The sequence below is a fragment of the Bacillus sp. 007/AIA-02/001 genome (assembly GCF_004634455.1).
GTDB classification, from domain to species: Bacteria; Bacillota; Bacilli; order Bacillales; family Bacillaceae_G; genus Bacillus_A; species Bacillus_A cereus.
Genome location: NZ_SEIY01000001.1, coordinates 388,734 through 414,927, shown reverse-complemented (window position 1 = coordinate 414,927; position 26,194 = coordinate 388,734). Strand labels below are relative to the sequence as shown.

Here is a 26,194-nt window from a genome sequence, read left to right as displayed (position 1 = left end):
AGTTATAACTAAAATGTAAGATTTCATTTCTGAATATTGGCACTTTTTATTAGGGGGAGTATCAATGAAAAAAACTACTTCTACACTATTAAGCATGGCGCTTGTCTTTTCTAGTTTTGGAGCTTTAAGCGCTCATGCTGAATCACTACAAAAGGAGAAGCAATTTAGTCCACAATTAAAAACAACGATTGAACAGTGGGGAGAACATAAAATTGCTCAAAATGTTGAAACGAAAACAAAAAAAGAAATATCAGTAATTGTAGAATTGCAACATGCACCTCTCGCTGCTCAAAGTAATATTCAGCATGCTCCAGATTTACAAAATAGTAATGCTCAGTCTTATCATGCTGAGCTAAAAAAAGCACAAGAAGATACGACTAAGAAAATAAAAGAAAAAGCACCTGGTGCAAAAATTAAAGAAGTGTATAATACGTTATTTTCCGGATTCTCTATTTCAGTTCCTGGAGATCAAATTACCTCTCTTGCCTCTTTACCTGAAGTAAAAGCAGTCTATCCGAACTTAACATATAAATTGCATGAAACATCAAAAAGTACTACTAACGAAGAAGCACCAAATATCGGTGGACCGACAATTGGTGCACCTGAAGCGTGGAATTTAAAAGATCCATCTGGCAAACCGCTTGATGGAAAAGGCATGAAAGTAGCCATTATCGACTCTGGCGTAGACTATACACACCCTGACTTAAAGGCAAATTATATCGGTGGATATGACACGGTTGATGAAGATAGCGATCCAATGGATGGTAACGTACATGGTACTCATGTAGCTGGAATTATTGCGGGTAATGGAAAAATTAAAGGCGTTGCTCCAAACGCTTCTATTCTAGCCTATCGTGTAATGAATGACGGTGGAACTGGTACAACAGATGATATTATCCAAGGGATTGAGCGAGCGATTCAAGATGGTGCGGATGTGTTAAACCTCTCCCTTGGGCAAGATTTAAATGTACCTGATCAGCCTGTAACATTAACGTTAGAACGAGCAGCGAAACTTGGTGTTACTACTGTCGTTTCAAATGGAAATGACGGACCAAAACCTTGGTCTGTTGATGCTCCCGGTAACGCAAGTAGTGTCATTTCTGTTGGAGCATCTACGGTTTCTATCCCGTTTCCAACATTCCAAGTAGCTGGTTCCAGCAAAACATATCAAGGGTTACCGTTATCAAAATCCGATTTTCCAATAGGAAATGATTCCCCTCTTGTATATGTTGGTTATGGCAATCCAAGTGATTATGCAAAACAAGATGTGAAAGGGAAATTCGCACTTATTTTACAAGGTACTTCTAGTACATTAGTAAAAGCAGAACAAGCGAAGCAAGCTGGGGCACTTGGTGTGTTATTAATCTCTAACGAAAAAGAAATTAATATGATGCCGGAATATTTTTCACGTGAACATCTGGCTATCCCAGTAATGCAATTATCAAATACAAATGGGGAAGAATTAAAAACTTTAATCACAAAACGAAAGAAAAATATAAAAATTGGACAACCAAAGCAAACAGAACTTATCGGTAACTTTAGTTCAAGAGGACCATCACAAGGAAGTTGGCTAATAAAGCCTGATGTTGTTGCACCTGGAGTACAAATTACTAGTACAGTACCGCGAGGCGGCTATGAATCGCATAACGGAACAAGTATGGCTGCTCCGCAAGTAGCTGGAGCGGTTGCCCTCTTGCGTCAAATGCATCCGGATTGGACGACAGAACAATTGAAAGCGGCTCTTGCTAACAATGCAAAAACATTACATGATGTCAATGAAAATACATACCCTGTTATGGCACAAGGATCTGGTTTAATTAACATTCCGAAAGCAGCTCAAACAAATGTATTAGTAAAACCTAACAATGTCAGCTTTGGTCTTATTAAGCCAAATAGCGGAAAAGTAAAACTGACGCAAAATGTTACATTACAAAACCTTTCTAGTAAAAAGAAAAGTTTTTCAACTCGTGTGGAATTACTAGATGCCAACACAAAAACAAAAGTAAAAGCTTCTGTCCCTTCATCGATTAGCATACAACCGAATAGTAGTACCGAAAAACCATTTACTATCACGGTAGATAGCTCACTACCACAAGGTTTGTATACTGGAAATGTATATGTAAAAGAACAAGGGGCAAAAGAAGAAATTCGAATTCCATTCACATTTAGTATCGATCCTAAAGATTATAAACGTATCGATGGACTTGAAATTATTAATTCTACTTTTAGCCCAAATGGCGACCACGTACTAGATGATAATCTCATCAACTACTATTTAGTTGCGCCTGTGGATGATGTAACATTACATGCAAATTTAGTTACGAAAGAACGTGTAACGTATCAAGGGATTATCCATCAAGCTAAAAATGCAACTCCTGGATGCAAACCTTTCAAATGGAATGGTACAAAAGCAGATGGCACTCCTTTAGCTGACGGGCTATATCAAATCGAAGCAGTTGCTTCTAATTCTGGTGGGGAAACAAAACAAACAGCTGCTGTATTTCTTGATCGAACTGCACCTAAGTTAACACACGAAGTTGACCAAGAAAATCTCGTAATTAGAGGAAAAGTTGATGATATTCTACTAGATTGGATGTCAGAATCTGGTTGGATAGCACCTGGTATTCCAGTGAGAATGCAATATGAAATTAACGGAAATGGTGTATGGGAACAGGCATTCCTGAACCCTTGGGAGAAAAGCTATGACATTTATTTCGATCGCACTCAATTACACGAAGAAAAAAATACTATTCACATTGTAGCAACTGATGCAGCTGGCAATACCTCTAATTTAACTGTTAATTTAGAAGTGAAATAAAGTGAAACGTTAATCAATGGATATTTCGTTCATCCCCACTGATTTTTAGCCTTCACCAATCGGGGGTTCACGAGCAGTTAGGTTCCCACCTTACTTCTTTACTTCCACTGAATTTTGAGGTAGGAATTTTACTGCTCATTAACACGGGATAAAAAATTTTTGTTGACAATTTTTTTAATATAGTTTTATAATACAAAACATAGTTTAGTTGAACGAATTATATATCGGCTTTGAAGGAATGCTAGTAGCGACTTATATCACTGTCCCAGAGAACTGATGGTTGGTGCGAATCAGTACATATACAAGCGTGAATTACAATTCTGGAGCTTCTTTCCCGTAATGCTTTTTATGCATGAAGAGAAAGACGGATCTTTCCGTTATCGTAAAGTGAGTGGTAAACAATTAGTTGTTTACAAATAGGGTGGTACCGCGATTTTTATCGTCCCTATCGGATTTTCCGATAGGGACTTTTTTGCATCCATCCTCTTACACAATTTCATATATACGCGTTGAAAGAATCGCAGTAGTATCTTATATCCCTGTTACAGAGAGCTAATGGTCGGTGGAAATTAGCACATATATAAGTATGAATTACAATTCTGGAGCTTCTTTTTCGTAGTGCTTTTATGCATGAAGGAAAAGACGGAATTTTTCCGTTATCATTAATTGAGATGTAAGTATATTTTCACTTACAAATAGGGTGGTACCGCGATTCTTTCGCCCCTATCGGATTTTCCGATAGGGGCTTTTTCTATTTATCACAGAAACATATGTTAAATAATTCCGAATCTTATGATAAAATTTTATAAGCGCTTACAAAAAATGAAAGGGGGTGATACAAGCTATACGAAATCGATATTCATTTTTATTGAAAAAAAGGAGGATGTCTAAATGACAAAGAAAACAGAAATTCCATCGCATTTAAAACCATTTGTATCCACACAACATTATGATCAATACACACCGGTGAATCACGCTGTGTGGCGTTATATTATGAGACAAAATCATAGCTTCTTAAAAGACGTTGCTCATCCAGCCTATGTGAACGGACTACAATCATCTGGTATTAATATAGATGCAATTCCAAAAGTAGAAGAAATGAATGAGTGTTTGGCACCAAGCGGCTGGGGCGCTGTAACAATTGACGGACTTATTCCTGGCGTAGCATTCTTCGATTTTCAAGGACACGGATTACTACCGATTGCAACAGATATCCGGAAAGTAGAAAATATCGAGTACACACCAGCTCCAGATATCGTACATGAAGCCGCAGGACACGCACCGATTTTACTTGATCCTACATATGCAAAATATGTGAAACGTTTTGGGCAAATTGGTGCAAAAGCTTTCTCTACAAAAGAAGAACATGATGCATTTGAAGCTGTTCGTACATTAACGATAGTAAAAGAAAGCCCTACTTCTACTCCTGATGAAGTTAAGGCTGCTGAAAATGCTGTAATTGAAAAACAAAGCTTAGTTTCTGGTTTATCGGAAGCTGAACAAATTTCACGTCTTTTCTGGTGGACAGTAGAATATGGATTGATCGGAAATATAGATGATCCAAAGATATATGGTGCTGGTCTCCTTTCTTCTGTTGGCGAAAGCAAACATTGCTTAACAGACGCTGTAGAAAAGGTTCCATTTTCTATCGAAGCATGTACAGGGACAACTTATGACGTAACAAAAATGCAACCACAACTATTTGTTTGTGAATCCTTTGAAGAATTAACAGATGCGCTTGAAACATTTTCTAAAACAATGGCCTTTAAAACAGGTGGAAAAGAAGGTTTAGAAAAAGCAATTCGCTCTGAGAACTATGCAACAGCTGAGCTAAATAGTGGATTACAAATTACAGGTACATTTAGCGAGACAATTGAAAACGATGCAGGTGAATTAATTTACATGCGAACAAATTCGCCAACGGCATTAGCGCTTCATAATAAACAGTTAGCGAATCATTCTACTTCTGTACACAGTGACGGATTTGGAACACCGATTGGATTACTTACTGAAAATATTGCATTAGAAAATTGTACAGACGAACAACTACAATCATTAGGAATTACAATTGGAACTATCGCTGAGTTTACTTTTGCAAGTGGTATTCATGTAAAAGGAACAGTAACAGATATTGTGAAAAATGATAAGAAAATTGCTCTTATTTCCTTTATCGATTGCACAGTTACTTATAACGCCCGCGTTTTATTTGATGCTTCATGGGGCGCATTTGATATGGCTGTTGGCTCACAAATCACTTCAGTATTCCCAGGTGCCGCAGATGCAGCAGCATTTTTCCCAATGGATGAAGAAGTTCAAGAAATTCCTGCTCCGCTTGTACTGAATGAACTCGAGCGTATGTATCAAACAGTTCGAGATATTCGAAGTGAGGGGATTTTACACGACGCGCATATCGATCAATTAGTAGCAATCCAAGAAGTATTAAATAAATTTTATGCGAAAGAATGGTTGCTGCGCCTTGAAGTATTAGAGTTACTTTTAGAGCATAACAAAGGGCATGAAACATCTGCAGCATTACTACATCAACTTTCTACTTTCACAACTGACGAAGCTGTAACACGCCTTATTAACAATGGTCTTGCGTTACTTCCAATAAAGGATGTGAAAAATGATGCTAAGATTAACTGAAGAAGAAGTTCACGAGGAATTATTGAAGGTAGATAAATGGATGGTAAAAGATGAGAAATGGATTGAACGAAAATATATGTTTTCCGACTACTTAAAAGGAGTCGAATTTGTCTCTGAAGCCGCCAAACTATCAGAAGAACATAATCACCATCCATTTATCCTTATCCAGTATAAAGCAGTTATTATTACTTTGTCATCTTGGAATGCAAAAGGTTTAACGAAACTAGATTTTGAGCTTGCAAAACAATTTGATGAACTATTTTTACAAAACGAAAATGCAATTATAAGAAAATAAAAAAGAGAAGCCTTTTTAGGCTTCTCCTTTTATTTGGAAATGGATACAATGTCCAAATGGATCCTCGACTTGTAATATTCCATCTTTGTACGTAGCAATCTTACCAATATTTTTTAAGCTTTCACATACTTGCTCTTTTTGTTTTTCATCCGCTAATACAATTGTGAAATATTTCAAACCAACAGAACCTGGCATTTGCGGTGGTACCCCTTCACCTTGCCATGTATTTAAACCGATATGGTGATGATAGCCACCTGCTGATACGAACAACGCTCCATTACGAGCTGGGATTGTTACTTCAAAACCAAGACCATCAACATAGAAACGTTTCGCTTCCTCTAAATCAGCTACATGGAAATGAATATGCCCCATCACAGTACCAGCTGGAAATCCACTCCATGTACTTCCTTGCTGCAATAATTCTTCACCAGCTAACGGGTTACTAACAAATGGGAGCTCTCCATTCTCATCACGCCAAACTTCTTTTTGTCGATCATGATAAATTTCAATCCCGTTTCCATCTGGATCAGCTAAATAAAGAGCTTCACTAAAGTAATGATCGGCCCCGCCATGTAGTGGATATACCATTTCTACAAGATGACGAAGAACATTCGCTAAATCCTGCCTACTTGGTAATAAAATTGCGTAATGATATAACCCTGTTCTTCCTCTTTGCTTCGGAAAAGCTTCTTTTTTTTCTTCAATGATAAGAAGTGGTTCATCATTTTCATTCCCAAATGTAACGACTGCTTTTTCTTCTTTTAGCACCTTCATACTTAGTACTTCCGTATAAAACTCTAGTGATTTCTTTACATTAGATACGTATAAATGAACAACATCCAGTGTTGTATCGGGATGAAGTTGAAAACTCATCTTGTTAGCCCCCCATTTAAATTAGTTCTTCTTTGACATTTTTTCTTTTAAGAAATTATCTACAAAACCATCAGCTTTTGCAACAAATAAGTATGCACCCATTGCTAATAATGCAAGTTCTAATTCGAAACCAGGATTTTTTCCATCTCCCAATAAACCAGCTGACCATTTCACTTTTACGATTGCTCCAACCATAACAAGTGCAAATAATAATCCAATATATCTTACACCTAAACCTAGAATTAATAATAGGCCTCCAACTAATTCAAATGTTGCTACACCGTATGCAAGTCCTCCTGGTAAACCAATGCTTGTAAACCACCCTGCAATATTGTCAATTCCTGATTGGAATTTTGTTAAACCGTGCATGAAGAATGTTACCCCTAACACGATACGAATAATTAAGTTACCAATATGTTGATTCATTTCTTTCTCTCCTTTATAGTTTTCTTATACAAAACTTTTATTTACATTACAAAACATACACTAATTTTTTTTATTCGTCAATTCATTTTCACTGGGAAAAAATATATTTTTTTTGCTATGATACAAATAGTTGTTTACAAAAAGGAGCTTGATTTTATGAATATTGGTTCTGCAATACGTGAAATTCGTCAACGTAGGGGCATAACAATCGCACAAATTTGTGAGGGAACAGGTCTTTCTAAAGGATTTATGAGTCAGGTTGAAAATAATAAAACATCACCATCTATCTCAACTTTAGAAACGATCTCCAATTTTTTAAACGTTCCCCTTCCCTATTTATTGTTAGAGCAAAAAGATCGATTAAAAATTGTCAAAAAAGAAGAACGGAAATACAGTGTATACGGCAAAGATGAGCAAAGAATTGAACATGTTGCGGAGCAAGGGGGCCTTCGCCTATCTTTAGTAGAAATCCCTACTGGATTCCCGAAAGAAAACTCACCAAATGCCCATGAAGGGGAAGAATGTCACCTTGTATTACGCGGAAAACTAGAAGTTCAGCACGGTGAAGATATTGCAATTGTAGAAGAAGGTGATTCTTTCTCATGGAATGCATGCGTTCCTCATATTGTTCGTAATATAGGAGAAGAAACTGCATTACTACTCATCTCTAGTTATGCGGAAAATCGAAAACGTGTTTACTAAATAATAAAAAAGAAGCCTGCTAAACAGGCTTCTTTTTTATCCCCTTATAATTCCATAACTTGTCCCCACTAGTACAGTCTTTTCGTGTTGATTGCGATAAACTGACTCGATTGAAACTTTTTTATATCCTTCCATTTGCTCAACATTTGTTAAAGTTAATTCACAAGTGATTGTATCTCCTGTGAAAACTGGTCTAATAAACTCACTTACTAATTCTCTTGCTATGTAATGTAATTCTTCGCCTACTTTCGTTCCAATGCTAGCAGTCAATAAACCATGGACCATTAATCTTCCATTTTCATCATATTCCACATGGTGTCTACCTTTATCTCCGGTAATATTTGCAAATTCAAACACCTCTTCCTCAGTAAATCTTCTTTCATATTTAAATACATCCCCAACTTTTATACTCATTTTTATCCCCCTAATAATAAACAGAATTTTCTTTTATTTTATCATAAAATGTGCCTCAATCCATTCTCTATTATCAAATCCTCAAAATTACCTCGCTAAACTTTTACTTTTCATTCATTTATCGGTGACCATCTCTTTTCGCGACTTGATATCCATAATACGCACATGTTCCATTTCTCGATAGCTCTCTAACTTCAAATCCACAGCTTCTATAAAAATCAAAATTGTTCGCAGAAGTATGTGCAAACCAGTCACCATGTGGTAGCTTTTGCAAACAAAGAGCGACAAGTTTCTTACCTAATCCCTTCCCTCTATATTCACATTTCACAACTAAATTTACTATGTTCGCGACCATGATTCCATCAGAAATGACTCTAACCATGGCAATCATCTCTTCTTCATCCCAAATTGTGAATGCCCATGTTGAATTTTCAAATGCTATCGTGAATTTTTCAATTTGCCAAGAAGGGATATTATCATTGCTCCAACCGGCATCTTCGAATAAAGTCTTAATTGCATATGCAGGTACACCATTCGTCCCCTCACGAATAATAAGTCCATTATGATAAATGTACATGTAATCCCCCCTTTATTTTTATATACCATTCTTCAAAAAATGCAATTAACCTTTTTTCATCCAACGCGCCTAATGGAATAAACGAGAACATCCATCCCATGAAATGAAGTTGTTTTCTCATAACTAAGCCCCGTTTTTCTAGCAACAAAGATTGAGGCGGGGTGGTCCGGATTAATAAGAGAAATCAATTTATTCATTCGTAACGCTTGGAAGCCATAGTCTCGAAATGCTGCCGCTGCTTCTCTCGCATAGCCTTTTCCCCAATACTGAGGTAATAACCAATAACCAATTTCAATTTCCTCTTTTCCATCTATCTGCTGCTTTACTAATCCTGCATGACCAATCCGTATCCCCGTTTCCTTTTCAATTAATACAAATAAACCGAGGCCGTTTTTATAGCTAGGAATTACCCACTCTTCCAAACTTTTTTTACATTGCATATATGTTTTTAAATTCCCATTTCCAATATAGCGCATTACTTTTTCGTTTCCCCATAGTGAAGCGTAGAACTGTAAATCATCCATTGTATATTTACGAATTTGTAAACGGTCTGTATGAAACATTCCTTCACTCCTTTCTACTAATTTCTTCTTAATTTCACAATCATATTTTGTATGCACAATAAGTGTTACCATTTATTATAAATGAATCAACCACATAACACAGAATATTCAATCTTATAGAAACAAAAAAGCAGTAGACAAATATTGTCCACTGCATCCATATCATAACTAGCATAAAGAAAACTACAATTGAGGGGGGTGTAGGATTTTCAAATATACTAGATACTTATCCCGTTCTAACGGGCGGTAAACTTTCCAATTGTTTCAAGTGAAAAGTTTACCGCACATAAGAACTTCCTTCGTTCATTAAGATAGTATTGCTAAATAATCATATACACGCTTAGATTTCTCTCCACCCATTCGTGCATGTTGAAGAAGAGAAATACCATGAGGACCAGATGCGCGCAATGCTTCTGGTTGAGCTACTAAAATAGCTTGTACAACTTCTAATTCACCAAGCATAGCTGCTGCAAAAATATCCATCCGAGCACCCTTTTCTAGTAAATAAAGAGCAATATCTTTACGACCTACATGTGCCGATGCGCCTAACGCACTTTCCCAATCTGATCCACCCCAATTATAAGAGGCGTGAAGTAAGCTTGGTGATTCAACCAATAGCTCTTGTACTTTCTCTAAATCCCCGTGAGCTGCCATAACAAATTCTCTTACTAATTCAATGGTAATACGCTCTTCTGTTTGCATCGCTCTTCTCCCCTTTTAGAAATTCGTTTCGGTGTAAAAAAAGGCTTGTCACTTCCCTGAAAAATATCTACATCTATGCCAAATACATGTTGAAACATTTCATGGCATAGTACTTCTTCTGGTATACCATCATACTGAATTTTTCCTCGCTTTAATACAAGTAAACGATCGCTATATTGAGCAGCTTGGTTAATGTCATGTAAAACCATTATAATTGTCATTCCAAACTCCTCATTTAATCGTTTCACAAGTTCCATTACTTCCAACTGGTGAACGATATCTAAAAAGGTTGTTGGTTCATCCAATAATAAGACATTTGTACGTTGCGCTAGCGTCATCGCAATCCAAGCACGTTGCCGTTCCCCTCCTGATAAAGAATGTAAAAGACGATATTCATACCCTTCAAGATTTGTAACAGACAATGCCCAATCAACAATTTCTTCATCTTCTTTATTTAAGTGGCTACTCCATGATTTATGTGGACCTCTTCCGAACTCAATTAGTTCTTTCACTGTTAAATCTAATTGATGATCATGCATTTGTGGTAACATTGCTAATTGCTTCGCTACATCAGCACTCTTCATCATATGAATATTTTTCCCATCTAAAATGATGTCCCCTTCGCTTTGTTTCAGTAGCCTTGCTATTAAACGAAGCAAAGTAGATTTTCCCGATCCATTCGGACCAATTAAACTAACGATTTCTCCAGCCTTAATATGTACATTCATATTTTGCATTTGAAATCTTTCAGAGTGTGCGTAAAACACTTTGTTAACGGAAATCACTTTGTTTTCCTCCTCTATGAATTAAATATAAGAAGAACGGACCACCTAAGAAGGACAGTAAAATACCAACAGGCAATTCGATTGGGTCAAACCAACTTCGAGCTATTGCATCCGCAAAAACAAGTAATACCCCGCCGCCAAGGCATGATAAAGGTAGCAAATATCTATAATCATTTCCAACTAATAAACGTAGCATATGTGGTACGACAAGACCGACAAATCCAATAAGACCAGACACACTTACTGCAATTCCAGCTAATAATGTACTTACTACGATTAAATAAAACCGACTTTTTTCCACGTTATGTCCTAATAACTTTGCCATTTCATCTCCAAGCATTAACACTCGAATATGCTTAATACCAAAGAAAGCTAATATAATGGCGAATATTGCATAATAAATAATCATATTTAAATGTGCCCAACTTACACCACCAATACCACCCGCTAGCCACGGTAACACCGATTGTACTTTGTCACTATGTAATAACATTAATGCTGACGTTGCTGCACCAATTAATGCATTGATCGACACCCCTACTAAGACGATTTTTGAAGGTGGTGCCCCTTTTTGCCATGATAAAGCATAAATAACCATCGCTGTTATGAAAGATCCTAAAAACGCCCCTAGTGGTAAAAAAGCTAGATGCTGTGGGAATAAAATCATGATGACAATTGCTACAAGGCCTGCCCCAGATGAAACTCCGATAATACCAGGATCTGCAAGAGGGTTTCTCATAACTCCTTGTAGCAGTGTACCAGATGCAGCTAAACATGTTCCTACTATAAACCCAATGAGCACTCTCGGTATGCGAAGATCCCATACAATTCGATGAACTGTCGAACCTTCATCTTGTATACCCGTTAGAATATCTCGTACAGAAAAGGATAAACTTCCTGCGAAAAGACCGTAAAAGAGACCTAGGATTGTTAATACAACTAAAGTAACTGCTATTATCCATCTTTTTTTCGCAAAAGGATGTTCCTTTTCTCTTACTACTTCACTACTTTCCATAGTATCATTTCCTTACATCTTGTATACTTTTATACATAAAGTCCATTGCTTCTGTAACTTTTGTACCAGGATTAGATCCAAATAAATCAGGTGGCAAAATAACTACGCGGTTTTGTTTTACTGCCTCTAAATTTTTCCACGCTTCATTTTTCATCATTTCGCCTTCGAATGCTTTTTTCACACTTTTTGGATCTCCGTGTGTAATTAAATAAATCACATCTGGATTCGCCTCAATAATACGTTCTACACTTAGCTGTGCATATTGCGGATATTCTTTCGTTTCTGGAAAATCAGAAGCAATATTTTTTCCGCCTGTTTTTTCTAAAATATCACCTGATAAAGATGTTGGTAATGCCGCTAAATAAGTTCCTGGTGCGCCATACACTAGCAATGCTTTCACATCGCTCTTTTTCTCATATTTCTTCATTTGATCATTCATTTTTTGATTAATTTCTTTTGCTTTATCTTCTTTCTTCATTACCGTTCCATATAATTCAATATTTTTTTGAATATCTTGTACAGAATTCGCAGAAGAAATGATAACTTGCGTTCCTTGTCCTTCAACCGTTGGCACATTCTTTTGGAATCCATTGTTAGCAACAAGTACATCGGGCTTTAAACTAGCAATTTGCTCAAAATTCGGTTGATGTGCATTCCCAATTACTTGTGCTTTCTTTAGCTCATCTGGAAGAGTTAATTTCGTATCCGGGCGACCTACTATTTTTCCACCTAAAACATCAATAATATCCATGTCCCCCATACTTAATGTTGCAAAACTTTCTGGCACTTTATCGAATGTTACCTTTCTTCCTGATAGGTCGGTAATTTCGATTTTCTCTTTTCCTTTTTCTGTTTTGATTGCAGACGCTTTTTCGTCCCCTTTGGCACTGCAACCTATTAACAAGAAAAAAATAGATAAAATCGCTGTAAATAGCGTAATAGATTTTTTCATTCCTTCACCTCTAATTGATAATGATAATCATTAACTACTATTCTACTTTAATTGATAAGGATTATCATTGTCAACACGAAACGCATATATTTTCCTACAAAAAAACAAAAAGCGCGACAAAAAGATTTTTTCTTTTCGCTGCGCTCTAGTTAACAATATTATTCACATTCATTTTCCTCTAGCTGGTCACGCATCACTTTCACACGCTGAAAGAAAAAGAACGATAAGCTTAAAAATATAACGATGCTCCCCATCATAACAAAAAATTGGATTGTCTCTTTTGCTCCACTCGGAATCAATAAGCCAACCATTAACAATGTACTTACAGCGAGAAGCATTTGTCCAAACCGAGTATAATCTTCTATTTTTCCTTTTAATTCTTTCATTATATTCTCACTCCTCCATTTCACTGTATCATATTCTATGAAACTGAAAGACCAGTAAATACAGCCATTCTGGGAGATGTTTTCCAATAAAAAAAGAGCCGCTTTTACTGCGGCTCTTTTTTTATCATTATTCACCTTTATATGCTTCCATATAAATTTCTTTCAGCTCTGAAATAAGCGGTAACTTTGGATTAGCAGTTGTACATTGATCTTCAAAAGCTCTTTCTGCTAATACTCCAACAACCTCTTCAAATTGCTCTTTATCGACTCCTTGTCCCGCAATACTCATATTAATATTTAAGCTTTTTCCAAGCTCAATAATTGCTCGGACGAGTGATTCCACCCCTTCTGCTGCCGAACTTGCTGGAAGCCCGAGCATTCTCGCTATATGTGCATATCTTTCATCTGCCACAAAGTGCTCATATTTTGGGAACAATGCGTGTTTTCTTGGCTTAATAGCATTATAGCGGACTACGTGCGGCATTAGAATGGCATTTGCGCGTCCGTGCGGAATATGGAATTCTGGTCCAATCTTATGTGCTAAGCTGTGATTAATACCGAGGAAAGCATTTGCAAATGCCATCCCTGCAATTGCAGAAGCGTTATGCATTTTTTCTCTTGCTTCTTCATCATTTCCATCTTTATATGCTCTCGGTAAATATTTGAATACGAGATCAATAGCTTTTAATGCTAATCCATCTGTATAGTCATTTGCCATAACAGACACATACGCCTCAATTGCATGTGTTAAAACATCCATACCAGTATCTGCTGTTACATGTGGTGGTACTGTCATTACAAATTGTGGATCAACAATTGCTACATCTGGTGTTAATTCATAATCTGCGAGCGGATACTTTATATTATTTTTCTTATCTGTAATAACCGCAAATGGTGTCACTTCTGATCCCGTTCCTGATGTCGTTGGAATCGCAACAAACTGCGCCTTATTTCCTAATTCCGGATATTTACATGTACGTTTTCTTATATCTAAAAATTTCTGTTTAATACCATAGAATGTCGTTTCTGGATGCTCATAGAATAACCACATTCCTTTTGCTGCATCCATAGCTGAACCACCACCAAGTGCGATAATTACATCTGGCTTAAAGCTTTTCATCATTTCCGCACCTTTGAAAACAGTTTCATCTGATGGATCTGGTTCGACCTCAAAGAAAACTTCAACTTTCACATCATTTGCATTCTTGTTTAAATAGTGCGCGACTGTATCGACATAGCCATGTTCAACCATTCCGGGGTCCGTTACAATAAATGCACGTGAAATGTTAGGCATATTTGCTAAATAAGCTGTAGCATGTTTTTCAAAATAAATTTTTGGTGGCAGTTTGAACCACTGCATATTCTTTTTTCTATTTGCCAGCCTTTTTATATTTAATAAATGAGTCGCTGTTACATTTTGGGAAACTGAATTCTTTCCGTATGAACCACAACCAAGTGTAAGTGATGGAATAAATCCATTATATATATCCCCTATTCCACCTTGTGATGAAGGTGCATTTACAATGAGACGGCAAGCTTTCATACGTAACCCAAATTGCTTTTGCACATCTTTATTTGTAGAATGGATAACTGCTGAATGTCCTAAACCACCGAGGTTCAACATTTCTTCGCAATATGTAAATCCTTCTTCTAATGAATTTGCCTTCACACAAGCTAATACTGGACTCAGTTTCTCACGGGATAACGGATATGCTGCTCCGATACCTTGAATTTCAGCTACAAGCATTTTTGTATGTCCAGGAACAGTGATCCCAACTAAATCGGCAATATACTGTGCGGATTTCCCTACAATATCACTATTTACTGCACATGTATTTTCATTTATAACGAGCTTTTCTAATTTTTTTCTTTCTTCTTCTGTTACAAAGTAACAACTGTTTTCAATCATTTCTGTTTTAACATCATCATAAATTTCTTTATCGACAATGATTGCTTGTTCCGATGCACAAATCATACCGTTATCAAATGTTTTTGATAAAATTAAATCATTAACAGCTCGTTTTACATGTGCTGATTTTTCTATATAACACGGTACATTACCAGGACCAACGCCTAACGCTGGTTTTCCAGTAGAGTAAGCTGATTTCACCATACCAGCGCCTCCAGTTGCTAGAACGAGTGCTACACCATCATGGTTCATCAATTGTTTCGTCGCTTCAACAGACGGTCTTTCAATCCATTGAATACAGTGTTTTGGTGCACCAGCTTTCATCGCTGCATCATATACGGTTTTCGCTGCTGCCACAGAACATTTTTGTGCGGAAGGATGAAATGCGAAAATAATTGGATTTCTTGTTTTTATCGCAATTAACGCTTTAAACATTGTTGTCGACGTTGGATTCGTTACTGGTGTTACTCCAGCTACTACACCGACAGGTTCCGCGATTTCTATTATTTCTTCATGAGGATCTTCGTGAATAATCCCTACCGTTTTATCTTGCTTTATACTATGCCAAATATATTCAGTGGCAAAAATATTTTTAATGCATTTGTCTTCATATACACCACGGCCAGTTTCTTCAACTGCCAATTTTGCTAGCGGCATATGTTGATCAACACCTGCTAATGCCATTTCATGAACAATGTTGTCAATTTCCTCTTGTGTAAAACTTTCTAATGCTTGTAAAGCTTGTTGACCATTATTTACTAGCGTATCAATCATCTTTTTTACTTCCTGCATTTCATTTACAACTTTCTCTTTGACTACCATGTGAATTTCCTCCTATTCTACTATTACGGTCCTTATATGTCCCTGTAGGTCAAAATAAGTCCCAATTAACACAAAAAAATAGAGATGCTTTCCTACATGAATTTCATTGTTTGTGAAAAGTTTCACAAGTTTGTTCGTGAGTAACGTTTCCTGAATTCAATATACATGAAATCATTTCGTTTGTGTATGTCTATTTTGTGAAATGTTTCACAAAATAGACGTAATAAAAAAACGCACTGCTAATATAGAGCAGTGCATTTTTTATTATGCTAGCGCTTGTGCTAAATCTTCAATTAAATCTTCACCATCTTCAATACCGACAGAAATACGAATTAATGTATCTGTAATTCCTAATTCTTTGCGGCGATCAGCTGGGATTGATGCATGTGTCATTTGAGATGGAATAGAAATTAAACTTTCTACCGCTCCTAAGCTTTCAGCAAGTGTAAAGTATTGTAGTTTCTCAAGTACTTTATTTAATGTTTCTTCACTATCTACATCAAATGAGATAATAGCACCAAACCCGTTTGCTTGTTCTGTTGCTAATTCGTGATTTTGATGTGATTCAAGACCTGGGTAATATACTTTATTTACTTTTGGATGATTATTTAAGAACTCAGCAATAGCACGTGAATTCGTTTCATGTTCTTCCATACGAATTCCTAATGTTTTTAAACCGCGAAGTAGTAAGAAGCTATCTTGTGGCCCAAGAATACCTCCTGTTGAGTTTTGTACAAAGTGAAGATCTTCTGCTAGTTGTGGGCTATTTACAACTACTAAACCTGCAACTACATCACTATGACCTCCTAAATATTTCGTTGCACTATGAAGCACAATATCTGCTCCTAAAGAAATCGGCGACTGCCAATATGGCGTCATGAATGTGTTATCAATAATTGTTAATAGGTCTTTCTCTTTAGCAAGAGTAGATATTTTCTTAATATCAGTAATTTTTAGTAGTGGGTTCGTTGGTGTTTCCACATAAATTGCTTTCGTATTTGGACGAATCGCTTCTTCAACTTCCTCTAAGTTTGTTGTATCTACAAATGTATGCTCAATACCGAAACGGTTTAATACTTTCGTAATAACGCGGTATGTTCCGCCATAAACATCATCTGTTAAAATAACGTGGTCACCTTTTGAGAACAACATAATTGTCGCTGTAATAGCAGCCATTCCTGAACCAAATGCAAATCCAGCATGCCCATTTTCTAATACAGCAATCATTTCTTCTAAAGCTGCACGTGTTGGGTTACCTGTACGTGAATATTCATATCCTTGATGCTTACCAACTGCTTCTTGTTTGTACGTACTTGTTTGATAAATCGGTACGTTTACAGATCCAGTTGAAGGTTCTCCTATGCGAATACCATGAATTAACTTTGTCTTTGCTCTCATTTTTTATTCCCATCCTTTGTATATGTCTTTACTTAAATAGCGCTCACTACTATCAGGAAAAATCGTTACAATATTTGTACCTGGTGCTGCCTTCTCGGCCTCCAGTAAGCTCGCATGAAATGCTGCTCCTGAAGAGCTCCCAACGAGAAGTCCTTCTTTTTGCGCTAATTCTTTCACTCGTAAAAATGCATTTCGATCAGAAATCGTATGAATTTCATCAAAATAAGATGTCTTCAAAAATGGCGGGATAAATTCCAGTCCAATTCCTTCGGTCTCATGTGAACCAGCCTTACCACCATTTAAAATAGATCCTTCTGGCTCTACGATAACTGTTTTAATATCTATATTTTTTTCTTTCAAATAAGATGCAGTCCCCATAAACGTACCGCCAGTTCCTGCTCCAGCAACAAATATGTTAATCTCTCCATTCAATGCGTCCCACAGTTCAGGTCCTAGTGTTTTAAAATATGCACGAGGATTTGCCTCATTTGCGAACTGACTTGGAGAGTATGAATTCGGTAGTTCATTTACTAACTCTTTTGCTTTAGCAATTGCACCGGTCATTCCTTGCTCAGTCGGTGTATGCACGACCGTTGCACCTAGTGCTTTCATTAATTCTTGTTTTTCAATACTAAATTTCTCTGGTACACAAACAATAACACGTAAATCATGTTCTAATGCTGCAAGTGCCAGTCCAATACCAGTATTCCCAGCAGTCGGTTCAATAATTGTTCCACCCTGGGTCACAAGCCCTTTTTCTAGCGCATCTTCGATTAATTCTCTTCCTAAACGATCCTTAACGCTTCCGCCTGGGTTATAAAATTCAAGCTTTGCAAATAAACGGACTCCTTTCGGAAGTGAAAAACGAGTAATTTCTACAATTGGTGTATGACCAATTAACTCATGAACTCCACGATATACATTCATCGTGTTCTCCCCCTTGTTTGCCAATAAAGAAAAGGCAACTGTATGTATTTTCTTTATATGAGACAGTTGCCTTTTTGTTACATTACTTTAACTCTTCTAACACTTTTACGATAAAGTTTGTAGAATGAAGAGCTGCTTGATCTAAAAACTGATCAAATGAAACATTTGATTCTTTACCAGCAATATCAGAAAGTGCGCGAATGATAACAAACGGAATTTCATATTGGTGGCATACTTGTGCAACAGCTGCTGCTTCCATTTCTACCGCATAAAGATTTTCAAATTTATCACGGATGGCTGCAACGCGGTTCGGATCACTCATAAATGAATCACCTGTTGCAATCATACCTTTTACAACTTGAATATTTTCTTCAGCCTGCATACATTTCTCAGCTAATGCAACTAACGCCTCATCAGCTTTAAATCCAGGCGGCATTCCTGGTACTTGACCATATTCATAGTTAAATGCTGTTACATCTACGTCATGGTGACGAACTTCAGTGGAAATAACTACATCACCAACGTTTAGAGAATGATGGAAGCCACCAGCTGAACCAGTATTAATTACTTTTTCAGGCTTATATTTTTCTAATAAAATTGTCGTTGACATCGCTGCGTTTACTTTACCAATACCAGACTTTAACAAGATTACTTCATGCCCTGCTAATAGCCCTTTCGTAAATTCACAACCTGCAACCGTTTCTGTCTCTGCTTGTTCTAATTTGTCACGTAAAATACGTACTTCTTCTTCCATTGCTCCAATTACAGCAATTCTCAATCTAATCCCTCTTTCTATTGCTTAGTTGCCTCCATTACCCAAACGAAATGATTTAATCTCGTGAACGTTACATGGAAGCCATTGTTTTCAAAAATAGTCTGCATAACTGGAATACGTGTATAGTATTCCGTTTGCAAATCGTTTGCTAACTGGTGGAAACCTCTTTGTTTTGCTGTTTCAACAGTTTTATCATATGCATCTTGATCTGCAAATATCGTATCAGCAAACACTATTTTACCACCTTTGTTTAGCAATTGACTATACTTCGCAATCGCTACATTTTTTTCATCATCTGTTAAATGATGAAATGCATAGGTGCTTACAATGGTATCAATTGAATTTGGAACTTCAAACGAAAGAAAATCACCGTCTGTAATTGAAAATTCTTTTGGCAATTTCTCTTTTGCAATCATGCGCATTTCACGCGACGGTTCTATACCGTAAACTGTGCGGCCAGCAAGTAATAATTTATTTGTTAAATTACCTGTACCGACACCAAATTCTAATACATTACCAAATGACTTGTTAACTACATCCTCTAGAATGTCCTCATAATGGGCGAAAACTTCTTTATATTGTATATCTTCGCCTTGTACAAATGAGTCGTACGTATGAGCCCACTCATCAAATAAACCATTAAATTCTGTACCCATAAAAATTCCCCTTTTTCTTATCGGTTTTATCAGTATGATATTCCCTCTTTCTAAAAATGTCAATTGAAATGTACATGGTATTTCCTTCTTTTCTTTGTTACACTATAGTTGATTACATAGGAGAGGGGCCGTCTTCATGTCATTTACCTTTGAAATGTTAGAAGATAAAGTAGAGTTTTTTGAAGCGGGAGACTTAGCTTCTTTAGAACGAAAAATTAGTGAACAAATTGATAATAATAAAGCACTTATGCTTGAAGTTCATCACATCTCACATCAAATGGTTATGGATCCTGAAAGTAAAAGACCGTATTATAGCGCGGTTGTTCATTTTAAATTAAAGAAATTGCGTTAACAAAAAAGAGAAGCTCCTAAGGAGCCTCTCTTTTTTAGTTTAGAGTTTGAACAAGTACTGGTTTCCAGCCCTCATTGTCTACCCAATCAATATTTACATAATATCTTTTCCCACTTTGCTTATCTTGAACATCACCATAAGCTTTGCTCTTTCCAGTTTTGTCTCTTCCAACAAAATGGAATACTAATTGCTCTTTTGGTACTTCAACACCTGCAGCAATTGCACTTTGCATCTCATTCCAATCTGATGAACCCTGTTTAAACGTCATCGCTGGTGATGAACCTTGTTCTGTTCCTACAGCTTTCCAAGAAGGTTTTGTATACGCCTCTTTTGCCTTAGATACAGTTTTCTCAGCTGATACTTTCTCGTTAGCTTTCGCTTCTTCTTCAGCTTTTTTCTGTTCTTCTTCAGCCTTTAGCTTCTCTTCTTCAGCTTTTTTCTTAGCTTCTGCTTGCTCTTGTTCTTTTTCTTTTTTCTTAGCAGATTCTTTATCTTCTGATTTTCCAGCTTTCTCATTCTTTGTTGTTTGTTGAGAGACTTTCTTATCAGTAGAAGATGCTTGCTCTTTCGTACTAGGAACGAACAATTGATATGCTACAATAGCTACTAATAGTAATACAATAGCGATTGCAATATTTAAAACACCGTTTTGACGACGTTTTTGTTGTTTCTGTTGGAATCTTGATCCTCCTGCCATTCTCCAAACCTCCATGCAGTTTTTCCTAATTGCTATTGTAACATTAAATCTAGAAAGGTTGAACATTTACAATGATATTTTCATGAAATGAAGACATTTCACTATAAATTGCAAGATTACTTTTCATTCTCCAATTGATAGATTGCTCCTACCATATCTTTAAAAATAGGTGTAACTTTATTCACTTTGCTATCAGTCTCTAGATCAACAACAACTAAAGCATATCTTGGATTCTCATACGGAAAATAACCTGCAAACCAGCGATTCACCCTCGTCCCTTTCCCTGTTTGCGCTGTCCCGGATTTTCCAGCGACACTTAGTGGCAACGAACGGAATGCCGTTCCTGTTCCTTTCTCCCTTGTTACAACGCCTCTTAATAACTCTTGTAATGTTTTCACTGTTTCATACGAAAGCTGTTTTCCATTTAACGTATGGCTCTCAAATGTAAAAAAATCCGCTCCATTTTTATATACTATTTTTTCAACTGCTTTCACTTCCATCTTTTCTCCATTCCTCGCAATCGTCGCCATCATATTTGCAATTGCTAGAGGTGATATACGTACATCTTTCTGTCCAATTGCTGTTTGTTCTACCGCTTTTTTACTCTTTTTATTTTCTTCATTCCCCCAAATAGTAGTACCCTTTTCTTCTGGCATTTGCTCAAAATGAGGTGTATGAAATACAGAACCTTTCCATCCAACCTTTTCATTTGCTCCTAAAGCTGCTACGTATGTTTCTAGCACCGTCTTATCCTTTTGTAATAGCTCGTTACCTAACTCGGAAAATGTCCTGTTACAGCTCCTAGCAAAGCTCTCTTTAAAGTTAAGTGTACCCATCCTAACTTGCGGGTCGTTTTCACCATATAAATCTTTATTACAGTTAAATGTCCGATTAAACAAATTTACTTTTTGATCAATGACTGCAGCTGCAACTACTGTTTTAAAAACAGAGCCTGGAAAATGTGGCGTTAACATTTGATTTTCAAGTGTAGTTTTATATAAATTCTCATCCCTTACTTGTAAAGACGGCTTACTAGCCATCGCTAATATTTCATTTGTCTTTACATCAAGTAATACTAGTCCCCCCTTCTTTATTTCATTCGCTTCAATCACTTCTTCTGCTTTTTGCTGCAACTCTTTATGTAAAGTAGTTTGAATCCTAACTGGATAAAATGGATTTCCTGGTGAAGTGTATTTCGCTTGCTTTCCGAAAATTGGTTCTCCTTGCCGATCTACTTGATATAATACTTTTGCCTCTCCATCAGTCAATAGAAATTCATCAAATGATTGCTGTAATCCTGAAATACCTATCGGCGTTTGTTTTGAGATTCTTTTCAATTCTCCATATCGCTTTTGAAACTCCCTTTCGTTCTCCCCTACATCACCAATTAAATGATTTATCTCTCCAGTTTGTTTTAATCGCACTTCAGCTGCTACAATACCTAATACATGTAATTCATTTACCTTCTCCATCTGCTCTCGTGTCACTCGAAATGGAGCAGTTTCTCCTTGTAGTGTAAATGCATTTTTATTATTTTTCATTTGTCTTCTAATCTCTTGTCTCGACACACCAATGATATGCGCGATTTTCTCTAACATGTCATTTTTTATTTGTAAAAATGGAAAAATAATTAAAACAGGATATTTTTCCTCACCTATTTTTTTACCATTACGATCTATAAACTGCCCACGTCCATCGTCTACTGTAATGGATTGTGTACGTTGCGTAACACTTTTTTCAATTAAATTTATTTTGCGATCAGTAAATGATTCTGTATCTATAATTTGAATTTGGATTAAACGACAAAGCAATACAAACATAACGCTCATAAAACAAATTAAAACAATTGTAATTCTCCGTTTTATTTTCATAAAAAACACCTCGTCTATTGTAGTTTAGACGAGGTACTATTTTATTTATACAATCTCCAAAACAAAAACAGATATTATATAAGGCTATTATTGTTTCTTTGGCTTCTCTAAAAATTTCATAAGAAGCGATCTAAATTCAGTTTCATTCACTCCAGTGTTTTTAGCAACTTCAATTACAGTGGTTGTTACATTAGCCGCTATTTTTAAATAATCCTTACTAAGATTATCCATTTCATTTCTTTTTTCTTTTGCATTCTCAACTGTTACAGAATCAATACAAGTAATCATCTTATCTACAATATGTAAATAATTATTTTGTGCATCTATTATTTTTTGAATATCATCTTTATTACTTACTTTCAATTGTTTTAAATATGTATATGCTTGATTCACTTCATCTTTTAAAATTTTATCATTATTCTTCGCCTGTTCTTGTAACATATTCTTCATATCATCTATTGTTTTTTGATCCATCGAATCTCGCAATAAATAATCTGGATTCCCAATTGCGTAATCATACTTAATCGTTACATCTTGAAATATTTTCATGACAATTGCTAATTGATACGCTACATCAAAATCATTAAATTCCTTTTTATCTTGTGGATTTTCTAAGGCTTTTGAACTCTCAGTTGCTTTAATATCCTTTTTTTCTTCTTGCTTCACTTTTTCTCCCTTTGATGATGTAGTTTCTTCATTCGTTCCGCATGCAGCAAGTCCTAATATGGAGATACTACAAACCAATCCTGTAAAGATTTTATGTTTCATAATTAGCCCCTTTTCCCTTTTAAAACCTATGGTCTCTAATTATGATATCAAAGCTTAAAGTGTTTTTTTGACATTTTTTGTCGAATCACTCTAAGGTTTACACAATTTTTTTCATTCGACAGAAAAAAAAGATTCTCCCGATAGGAGAATCTTTTTTTATTTTACAGAGACAATCTCTACTTGCATTTCTCCGCCTGGTGTTTGGATTGTTACTTTCTCACCAATTTGCTTACCTAATAAGCTTTTTGCGATTGGAGAATCGTTAGAAATTCTTCCTTCGAATGGATCAGCTTCCGCGCTACCTACGATTGTATACGCTTCTTCATCTCCGTTTGGTAATTCTTTAAATGTTACTGTTTTACCTAATGTAACAACAGTAGATACTTCGCCAGTATCTTTAATGATAACTGCGTTACGAATCATATTTTCTAATTGTGTAATACGTCCTTCTACGAACGCTTGCTCATCTTTCGCTGCATCGTACTCAGAGTTCTCAGAAAGATCCCCGAAGCTACGTGCGATTTTAATACGTTCTACTACTTCTTTACGTCTTACTGTTTTTAATTGCTCAAGTTCGTTCTCTAGTTTTTGCTTACCCTCTTGCGTCATAGGGTATGTTTTTTCTGTTGACATATTTTCCACTCCTTTTATATACCAATCCCCCGAAAAAAAAGAGGAGTTCCATATGAAAACTCCTCCGCTTCCATTGTTAGCGGAGGTTTCTAGTACCCTTGCACTAGCGGAGTTGTCACATACAACCCCGTATTTCCAATTCTTCTTTATATAAAGAAGATATGTATGGAAAGTTGATATAAATATGCCCTCACCTATATATAGATGAGGTTGCATGTTTCATTGTATTCGATAAGAAGGGAAAAAATCCCTTCCTACCGTATATCTTTTACTATGCTATTACAAATTTACTTTTTGTTCAAGAATTGTTGCAATTTTTGTCACCATAATATCAATTGCAACGTGGTTTTGTCCACCTTCAGGGATAATAATATCCGCAAATTTCTTAGAAGGCTCAATAAATTGATTGTGCATTGGACGTACAACATTTACGTACTGATCAATAACTGAATCCATCGTACGACCGCGCTCTTTAATATCACGTTGCATGCGGCGCAGAATACGAAGGTCAGCATCCGTATCAACGAATAATTTAATGTCCATTAACTCGCAAAGACGTGGGTCTTCTAAAATAAGAATTCCTTCTAAAATAATTACATCTTTCGGCTCAACCGGAATAATTTCTTCTGAACGCGTATGCAATGTATAGTCATATACAGGCTTATCAATTTGCTCATATGCAAGCAACTGCTGCAAATGTTCAATTAACAGATCATTATCAAACGCAAGCGGATGATCATAATTTGTTTTTAAACGCTCTTCCATTGGTAAATGGCTTTGATCTTTGTAATAATAATCTTGCTCTAAGATTAAAATAGAATGACCTTTAAAATGGTCAAAAATCGCTTTCGTTACACTCGTTTTACCTGATCCCGAACCACCAGCAATTCCAATTACAACAGGCTTATTCGTCCCCATTCGACTATCACTCTTTCTTATTGAAGTATGCTTTTGCGCATCATATTATTCACATACACTCGTTGATCCACTTTGAATTTCACGATTTGCAACGGATGTCTCGCTGCATCTAATTCGTTTCCATCCTCATCCCAAATTTTCTCCACCGTTTGCGTAAAGTTTTCTATTTCTGGTCCAAAGAACTCCACTTCATGTCCTGGTTTGAAATGATTACGTTGCTCAATCGTTACGATGCCCGTTTCTTCATTATAATCTAACACTAAACCAGCAAAATCATACGTTGTTTTCTTACTATGATTTCCAAACATTTGCTCTTGATGTCCTGGAACCCCTTCAAAGAAGGCAGGAGCTGTATCACGATTTGCACATTTATCAAGCTCATCTAACCATTCTTGTTTAAACTCAAAGTTATCTGGATCCGCACAATACGCATCAATTACTTTACGATATACAGTTGCTACAGTCGCTACGTAATGGATTGATTTCATACGTCCTTCTACCTTTAAGCTATCGATTCCGATTTCAATCATTTTTGGAATTGATAAAATTAAATTTAAATCTTTTGGACTCATCGCAAAGTGAGCATCTCCTTCTTGGAATAGAGGAAGCTCTTTTGCATCTTTATGTTGTGATACTGTTTGAACTAAATCATAATCCCAGCGGCAAGATTGGCAACAACCACCACGATTAGAATCACGCGCTGTCATATGGTTACTTAATGTACATCTTCCTGAATATGCGATACACATTGCACCATGGACGAACGCTTCAATTTCAATATCCACTTTTTCTTTAATTTCTTTCATTTCTTCATAGCTTGCTTCACGAGCTAATACAAGACGATGTAAACCTTCTTCTTTCCAATACTGTGCTGCTTTCCAGTTGGATAGTGATTGCTGTGTGCTTAAATGCACCTCAACAGAAGGCGCTACGCGTTTACAAGTCTCAATGATAAGCGGATCAGCAACGATAATTCCCGTTACGCCAGCTTTTTCAATCCCTTTTAAATATTCCTCTAGCCCGTCCATATTTTCATTATGTGCAAAGATATTTGTTGTTACGTATATTTTCGCTCCATACTTCTTTGCAAACTCAACGCCTTCTGCCATTTCTTCTAGCGTAAAGTTACCTGCATTCGAACGAAGACCAAATTCTTGTCCACCTAAATATACAGCATCTGCCCCGTAATGGATAGCTACTTTTAATTTTTCTAAGTTACCCGCAGGGATTAACAGTTCAGGTTTCTTCACAATAACACGTTTGCCATCGATCACTCGTGAAATTTCTTGTACAGTCATTTCCTACACCCTCCTC

26 protein-coding genes and 2 other annotated features are annotated in these 26,194 nt (G+C 36.4%); of the genes, 5 read left to right on the top strand and 21 right to left on the bottom strand.

The features are described from left to right. Positions 1-64 precede the first annotated feature (64 nt). From ES895_RS02175 to ES895_RS02165, 3 genes are all read left to right on the top strand, one after another. Complete coding sequence (locus ES895_RS02175; protein WP_135238149.1) at positions 65-2,818, top strand: S8 family peptidase; 2,754 nt, start codon at positions 65-67, stop codon at positions 2,816-2,818. A gap of 221 nt (positions 2,819-3,039) precedes the next feature. Further along, positions 3,040-3,268, top strand: a binding site (T-box leader). A 50-nt stretch (positions 3,269-3,318) separates the two neighbouring features. Then, positions 3,319-3,546 (top strand) — a binding site (T-box leader). Positions 3,547-3,709: 163 nt separating this feature from the next. Continuing rightward, complete coding sequence (locus tag ES895_RS02170) at positions 3,710-5,464, top strand: aromatic amino acid hydroxylase (RefSeq protein ID WP_135238148.1); 1,755 nt, start codon at positions 3,710-3,712, stop codon at positions 5,462-5,464. Next, the gene (locus tag ES895_RS02165) at positions 5,445-5,759 is read left to right on the top strand and encodes a 4a-hydroxytetrahydrobiopterin dehydratase (protein WP_000979538.1); all 315 of its coding nucleotides are present in this window, start codon (positions 5,445-5,447) and stop codon (positions 5,757-5,759) included. The genes ES895_RS02170 and ES895_RS02165 overlap by 20 nt, the downstream gene beginning before the upstream one ends. Before the next feature lie 15 nt (positions 5,760-5,774). Here ES895_RS02165 and ES895_RS02160 read toward each other — a convergent pair whose 3' ends face one another. Beyond that, on the bottom strand, positions 5,775-6,632 hold the full coding sequence (locus tag ES895_RS02160) for a VOC family protein (RefSeq protein WP_000009844.1): 858 nt from the start codon (positions 6,630-6,632) through the stop codon (positions 5,775-5,777). Between the two features lie 21 nt (positions 6,633-6,653). Then, positions 6,654-7,058, bottom strand: a complete 405-nt coding sequence (locus tag ES895_RS02155) for a DoxX family protein (RefSeq protein ID WP_001071553.1) — start codon at positions 7,056-7,058, stop codon at positions 6,654-6,656. Positions 7,059-7,214: 156 nt separating this feature from the next. Here ES895_RS02155 and ES895_RS02150 point away from each other — a divergent pair, with 156 nt between their 5' ends. Next, complete coding sequence (locus ES895_RS02150; RefSeq protein WP_001020693.1) at positions 7,215-7,760, top strand: helix-turn-helix domain-containing protein; 546 nt, start codon at positions 7,215-7,217, stop codon at positions 7,758-7,760. 36 nt (positions 7,761-7,796) lie between these two features. Here ES895_RS02150 and ES895_RS02145 read toward each other — a convergent pair whose 3' ends face one another. The 13 genes from ES895_RS02145 to ES895_RS02080 all read right to left on the bottom strand — a co-directional run bounded on the left by ES895_RS02145 (position 7,797) and on the right by ES895_RS02080 (position 19,641). Next, positions 7,797-8,174, bottom strand: coding sequence for a hotdog family protein (locus tag ES895_RS02145; RefSeq protein WP_000025015.1), 378 nt, complete (start codon positions 8,172-8,174; stop codon positions 7,797-7,799). 118 nt (positions 8,175-8,292) lie between these two features. Continuing rightward, a complete protein-coding gene (locus ES895_RS02140) occupies positions 8,293-8,751 on the bottom strand; it encodes a GNAT family N-acetyltransferase (RefSeq protein WP_000276114.1) in 459 nt (152 codons plus the stop codon). A gap of 56 nt (positions 8,752-8,807) precedes the next feature. Further along, a complete protein-coding gene (locus tag ES895_RS02135; protein ID WP_000258037.1) occupies positions 8,808-9,386 on the bottom strand; it encodes a GNAT family N-acetyltransferase in 579 nt (192 codons plus the stop codon). Positions 9,387-9,620: 234 nt separating this feature from the next. Continuing rightward, positions 9,621-10,016 (bottom strand): ankyrin repeat domain-containing protein, encoded by a 396-nt coding sequence (locus tag ES895_RS02130; protein ID WP_001192763.1) that lies wholly within the window; start codon positions 10,014-10,016, stop codon positions 9,621-9,623. Next, positions 9,983-10,801: an ABC transporter ATP-binding protein gene (locus ES895_RS02125; RefSeq protein WP_000626525.1), complete on the bottom strand. Its 819-nt coding sequence runs from the start codon at positions 10,799-10,801 to the stop codon at positions 9,983-9,985. The genes ES895_RS02130 and ES895_RS02125 overlap by 34 nt, the downstream gene beginning before the upstream one ends. Beyond that, on the bottom strand, positions 10,788-11,816 hold the full coding sequence (locus ES895_RS02120; protein ID WP_000445963.1) for a FecCD family ABC transporter permease: 1,029 nt from the start codon (positions 11,814-11,816) through the stop codon (positions 10,788-10,790). The genes ES895_RS02125 and ES895_RS02120 overlap by 14 nt, the downstream gene beginning before the upstream one ends. 4 nt (positions 11,817-11,820) lie before the next feature. Then, complete coding sequence (locus ES895_RS02115; RefSeq protein ID WP_098518799.1) at positions 11,821-12,768, bottom strand: ABC transporter substrate-binding protein; 948 nt, start codon at positions 12,766-12,768, stop codon at positions 11,821-11,823. Between the two features lie 158 nt (positions 12,769-12,926). After that, the gene (locus tag ES895_RS02105; protein ID WP_000661265.1) at positions 12,927-13,154 is read right to left on the bottom strand and encodes a YrhC family protein; all 228 of its coding nucleotides are present in this window, start codon (positions 13,152-13,154) and stop codon (positions 12,927-12,929) included. 127 nt (positions 13,155-13,281) lie between these two features. Then, complete coding sequence (gene adhE / locus ES895_RS02100) at positions 13,282-15,885, bottom strand: bifunctional acetaldehyde-CoA/alcohol dehydrogenase (RefSeq protein WP_000260500.1); 2,604 nt, start codon at positions 15,883-15,885, stop codon at positions 13,282-13,284. 264 nt (positions 15,886-16,149) lie between these two features. Beyond that, a complete protein-coding gene (locus tag ES895_RS02095; RefSeq protein ID WP_001201908.1) occupies positions 16,150-17,283 on the bottom strand; it encodes a bifunctional cystathionine gamma-lyase/homocysteine desulfhydrase in 1,134 nt (377 codons plus the stop codon). 3 nt (positions 17,284-17,286) lie between these two features. Further along, the gene (locus ES895_RS02090) at positions 17,287-18,210 is read right to left on the bottom strand and encodes an O-acetylserine dependent cystathionine beta-synthase (protein ID WP_001103881.1); all 924 of its coding nucleotides are present in this window, start codon (positions 18,208-18,210) and stop codon (positions 17,287-17,289) included. 82 nt (positions 18,211-18,292) lie between these two features. Further along, the gene (mtnN, locus tag ES895_RS02085; protein ID WP_001217024.1) at positions 18,293-18,988 is read right to left on the bottom strand and encodes a 5'-methylthioadenosine/S-adenosylhomocysteine nucleosidase; all 696 of its coding nucleotides are present in this window, start codon (positions 18,986-18,988) and stop codon (positions 18,293-18,295) included. Between the two features lie 14 nt (positions 18,989-19,002). Continuing rightward, positions 19,003-19,641 (bottom strand): class I SAM-dependent methyltransferase, encoded by a 639-nt coding sequence (locus ES895_RS02080; protein WP_000536315.1) that lies wholly within the window; start codon positions 19,639-19,641, stop codon positions 19,003-19,005. 136 nt (positions 19,642-19,777) lie between these two features. Here ES895_RS02080 and ES895_RS02075 point away from each other — a divergent pair, with 136 nt between their 5' ends. Continuing rightward, complete coding sequence (locus ES895_RS02075) at positions 19,778-19,993, top strand: YrzA family protein (protein WP_000010984.1); 216 nt, start codon at positions 19,778-19,780, stop codon at positions 19,991-19,993. Positions 19,994-20,027: 34 nt separating this feature from the next. Here ES895_RS02075 and ES895_RS02070 read toward each other — a convergent pair whose 3' ends face one another. From ES895_RS02070 to ES895_RS02045, 6 genes are all read right to left on the bottom strand, one after another. Beyond that, entirely contained in the window at positions 20,028-20,690 is a 663-nt protein-coding gene (locus ES895_RS02070) for a YrrS family protein (RefSeq protein ID WP_000897099.1), read from the bottom strand. Between the two features lie 116 nt (positions 20,691-20,806). Then, positions 20,807-22,561, bottom strand: coding sequence for a peptidoglycan D,D-transpeptidase FtsI family protein (locus tag ES895_RS02065; protein ID WP_061138943.1), 1,755 nt, complete (start codon positions 22,559-22,561; stop codon positions 20,807-20,809). An 87-nt stretch (positions 22,562-22,648) separates the two neighbouring features. Further along, positions 22,649-23,329: a hypothetical protein gene (locus ES895_RS02060; protein WP_098619329.1), complete on the bottom strand. Its 681-nt coding sequence runs from the start codon at positions 23,327-23,329 to the stop codon at positions 22,649-22,651. 156 nt (positions 23,330-23,485) lie between these two features. Then, positions 23,486-23,962 (bottom strand): transcription elongation factor GreA, encoded by a 477-nt coding sequence (greA, locus tag ES895_RS02055; RefSeq protein WP_000102591.1) that lies wholly within the window; start codon positions 23,960-23,962, stop codon positions 23,486-23,488. 279 nt (positions 23,963-24,241) lie between these two features. Further along, entirely contained in the window at positions 24,242-24,880 is a 639-nt protein-coding gene (gene udk, locus ES895_RS02050; RefSeq protein WP_000537078.1) for a uridine kinase, read from the bottom strand. Between the two features lie 17 nt (positions 24,881-24,897). Continuing rightward, positions 24,898-26,178 (bottom strand): peptidase U32 family protein, encoded by a 1,281-nt coding sequence (locus ES895_RS02045; protein ID WP_000217974.1) that lies wholly within the window; start codon positions 26,176-26,178, stop codon positions 24,898-24,900. Between the last annotated feature and the right edge of the window lie 16 nt (positions 26,179-26,194).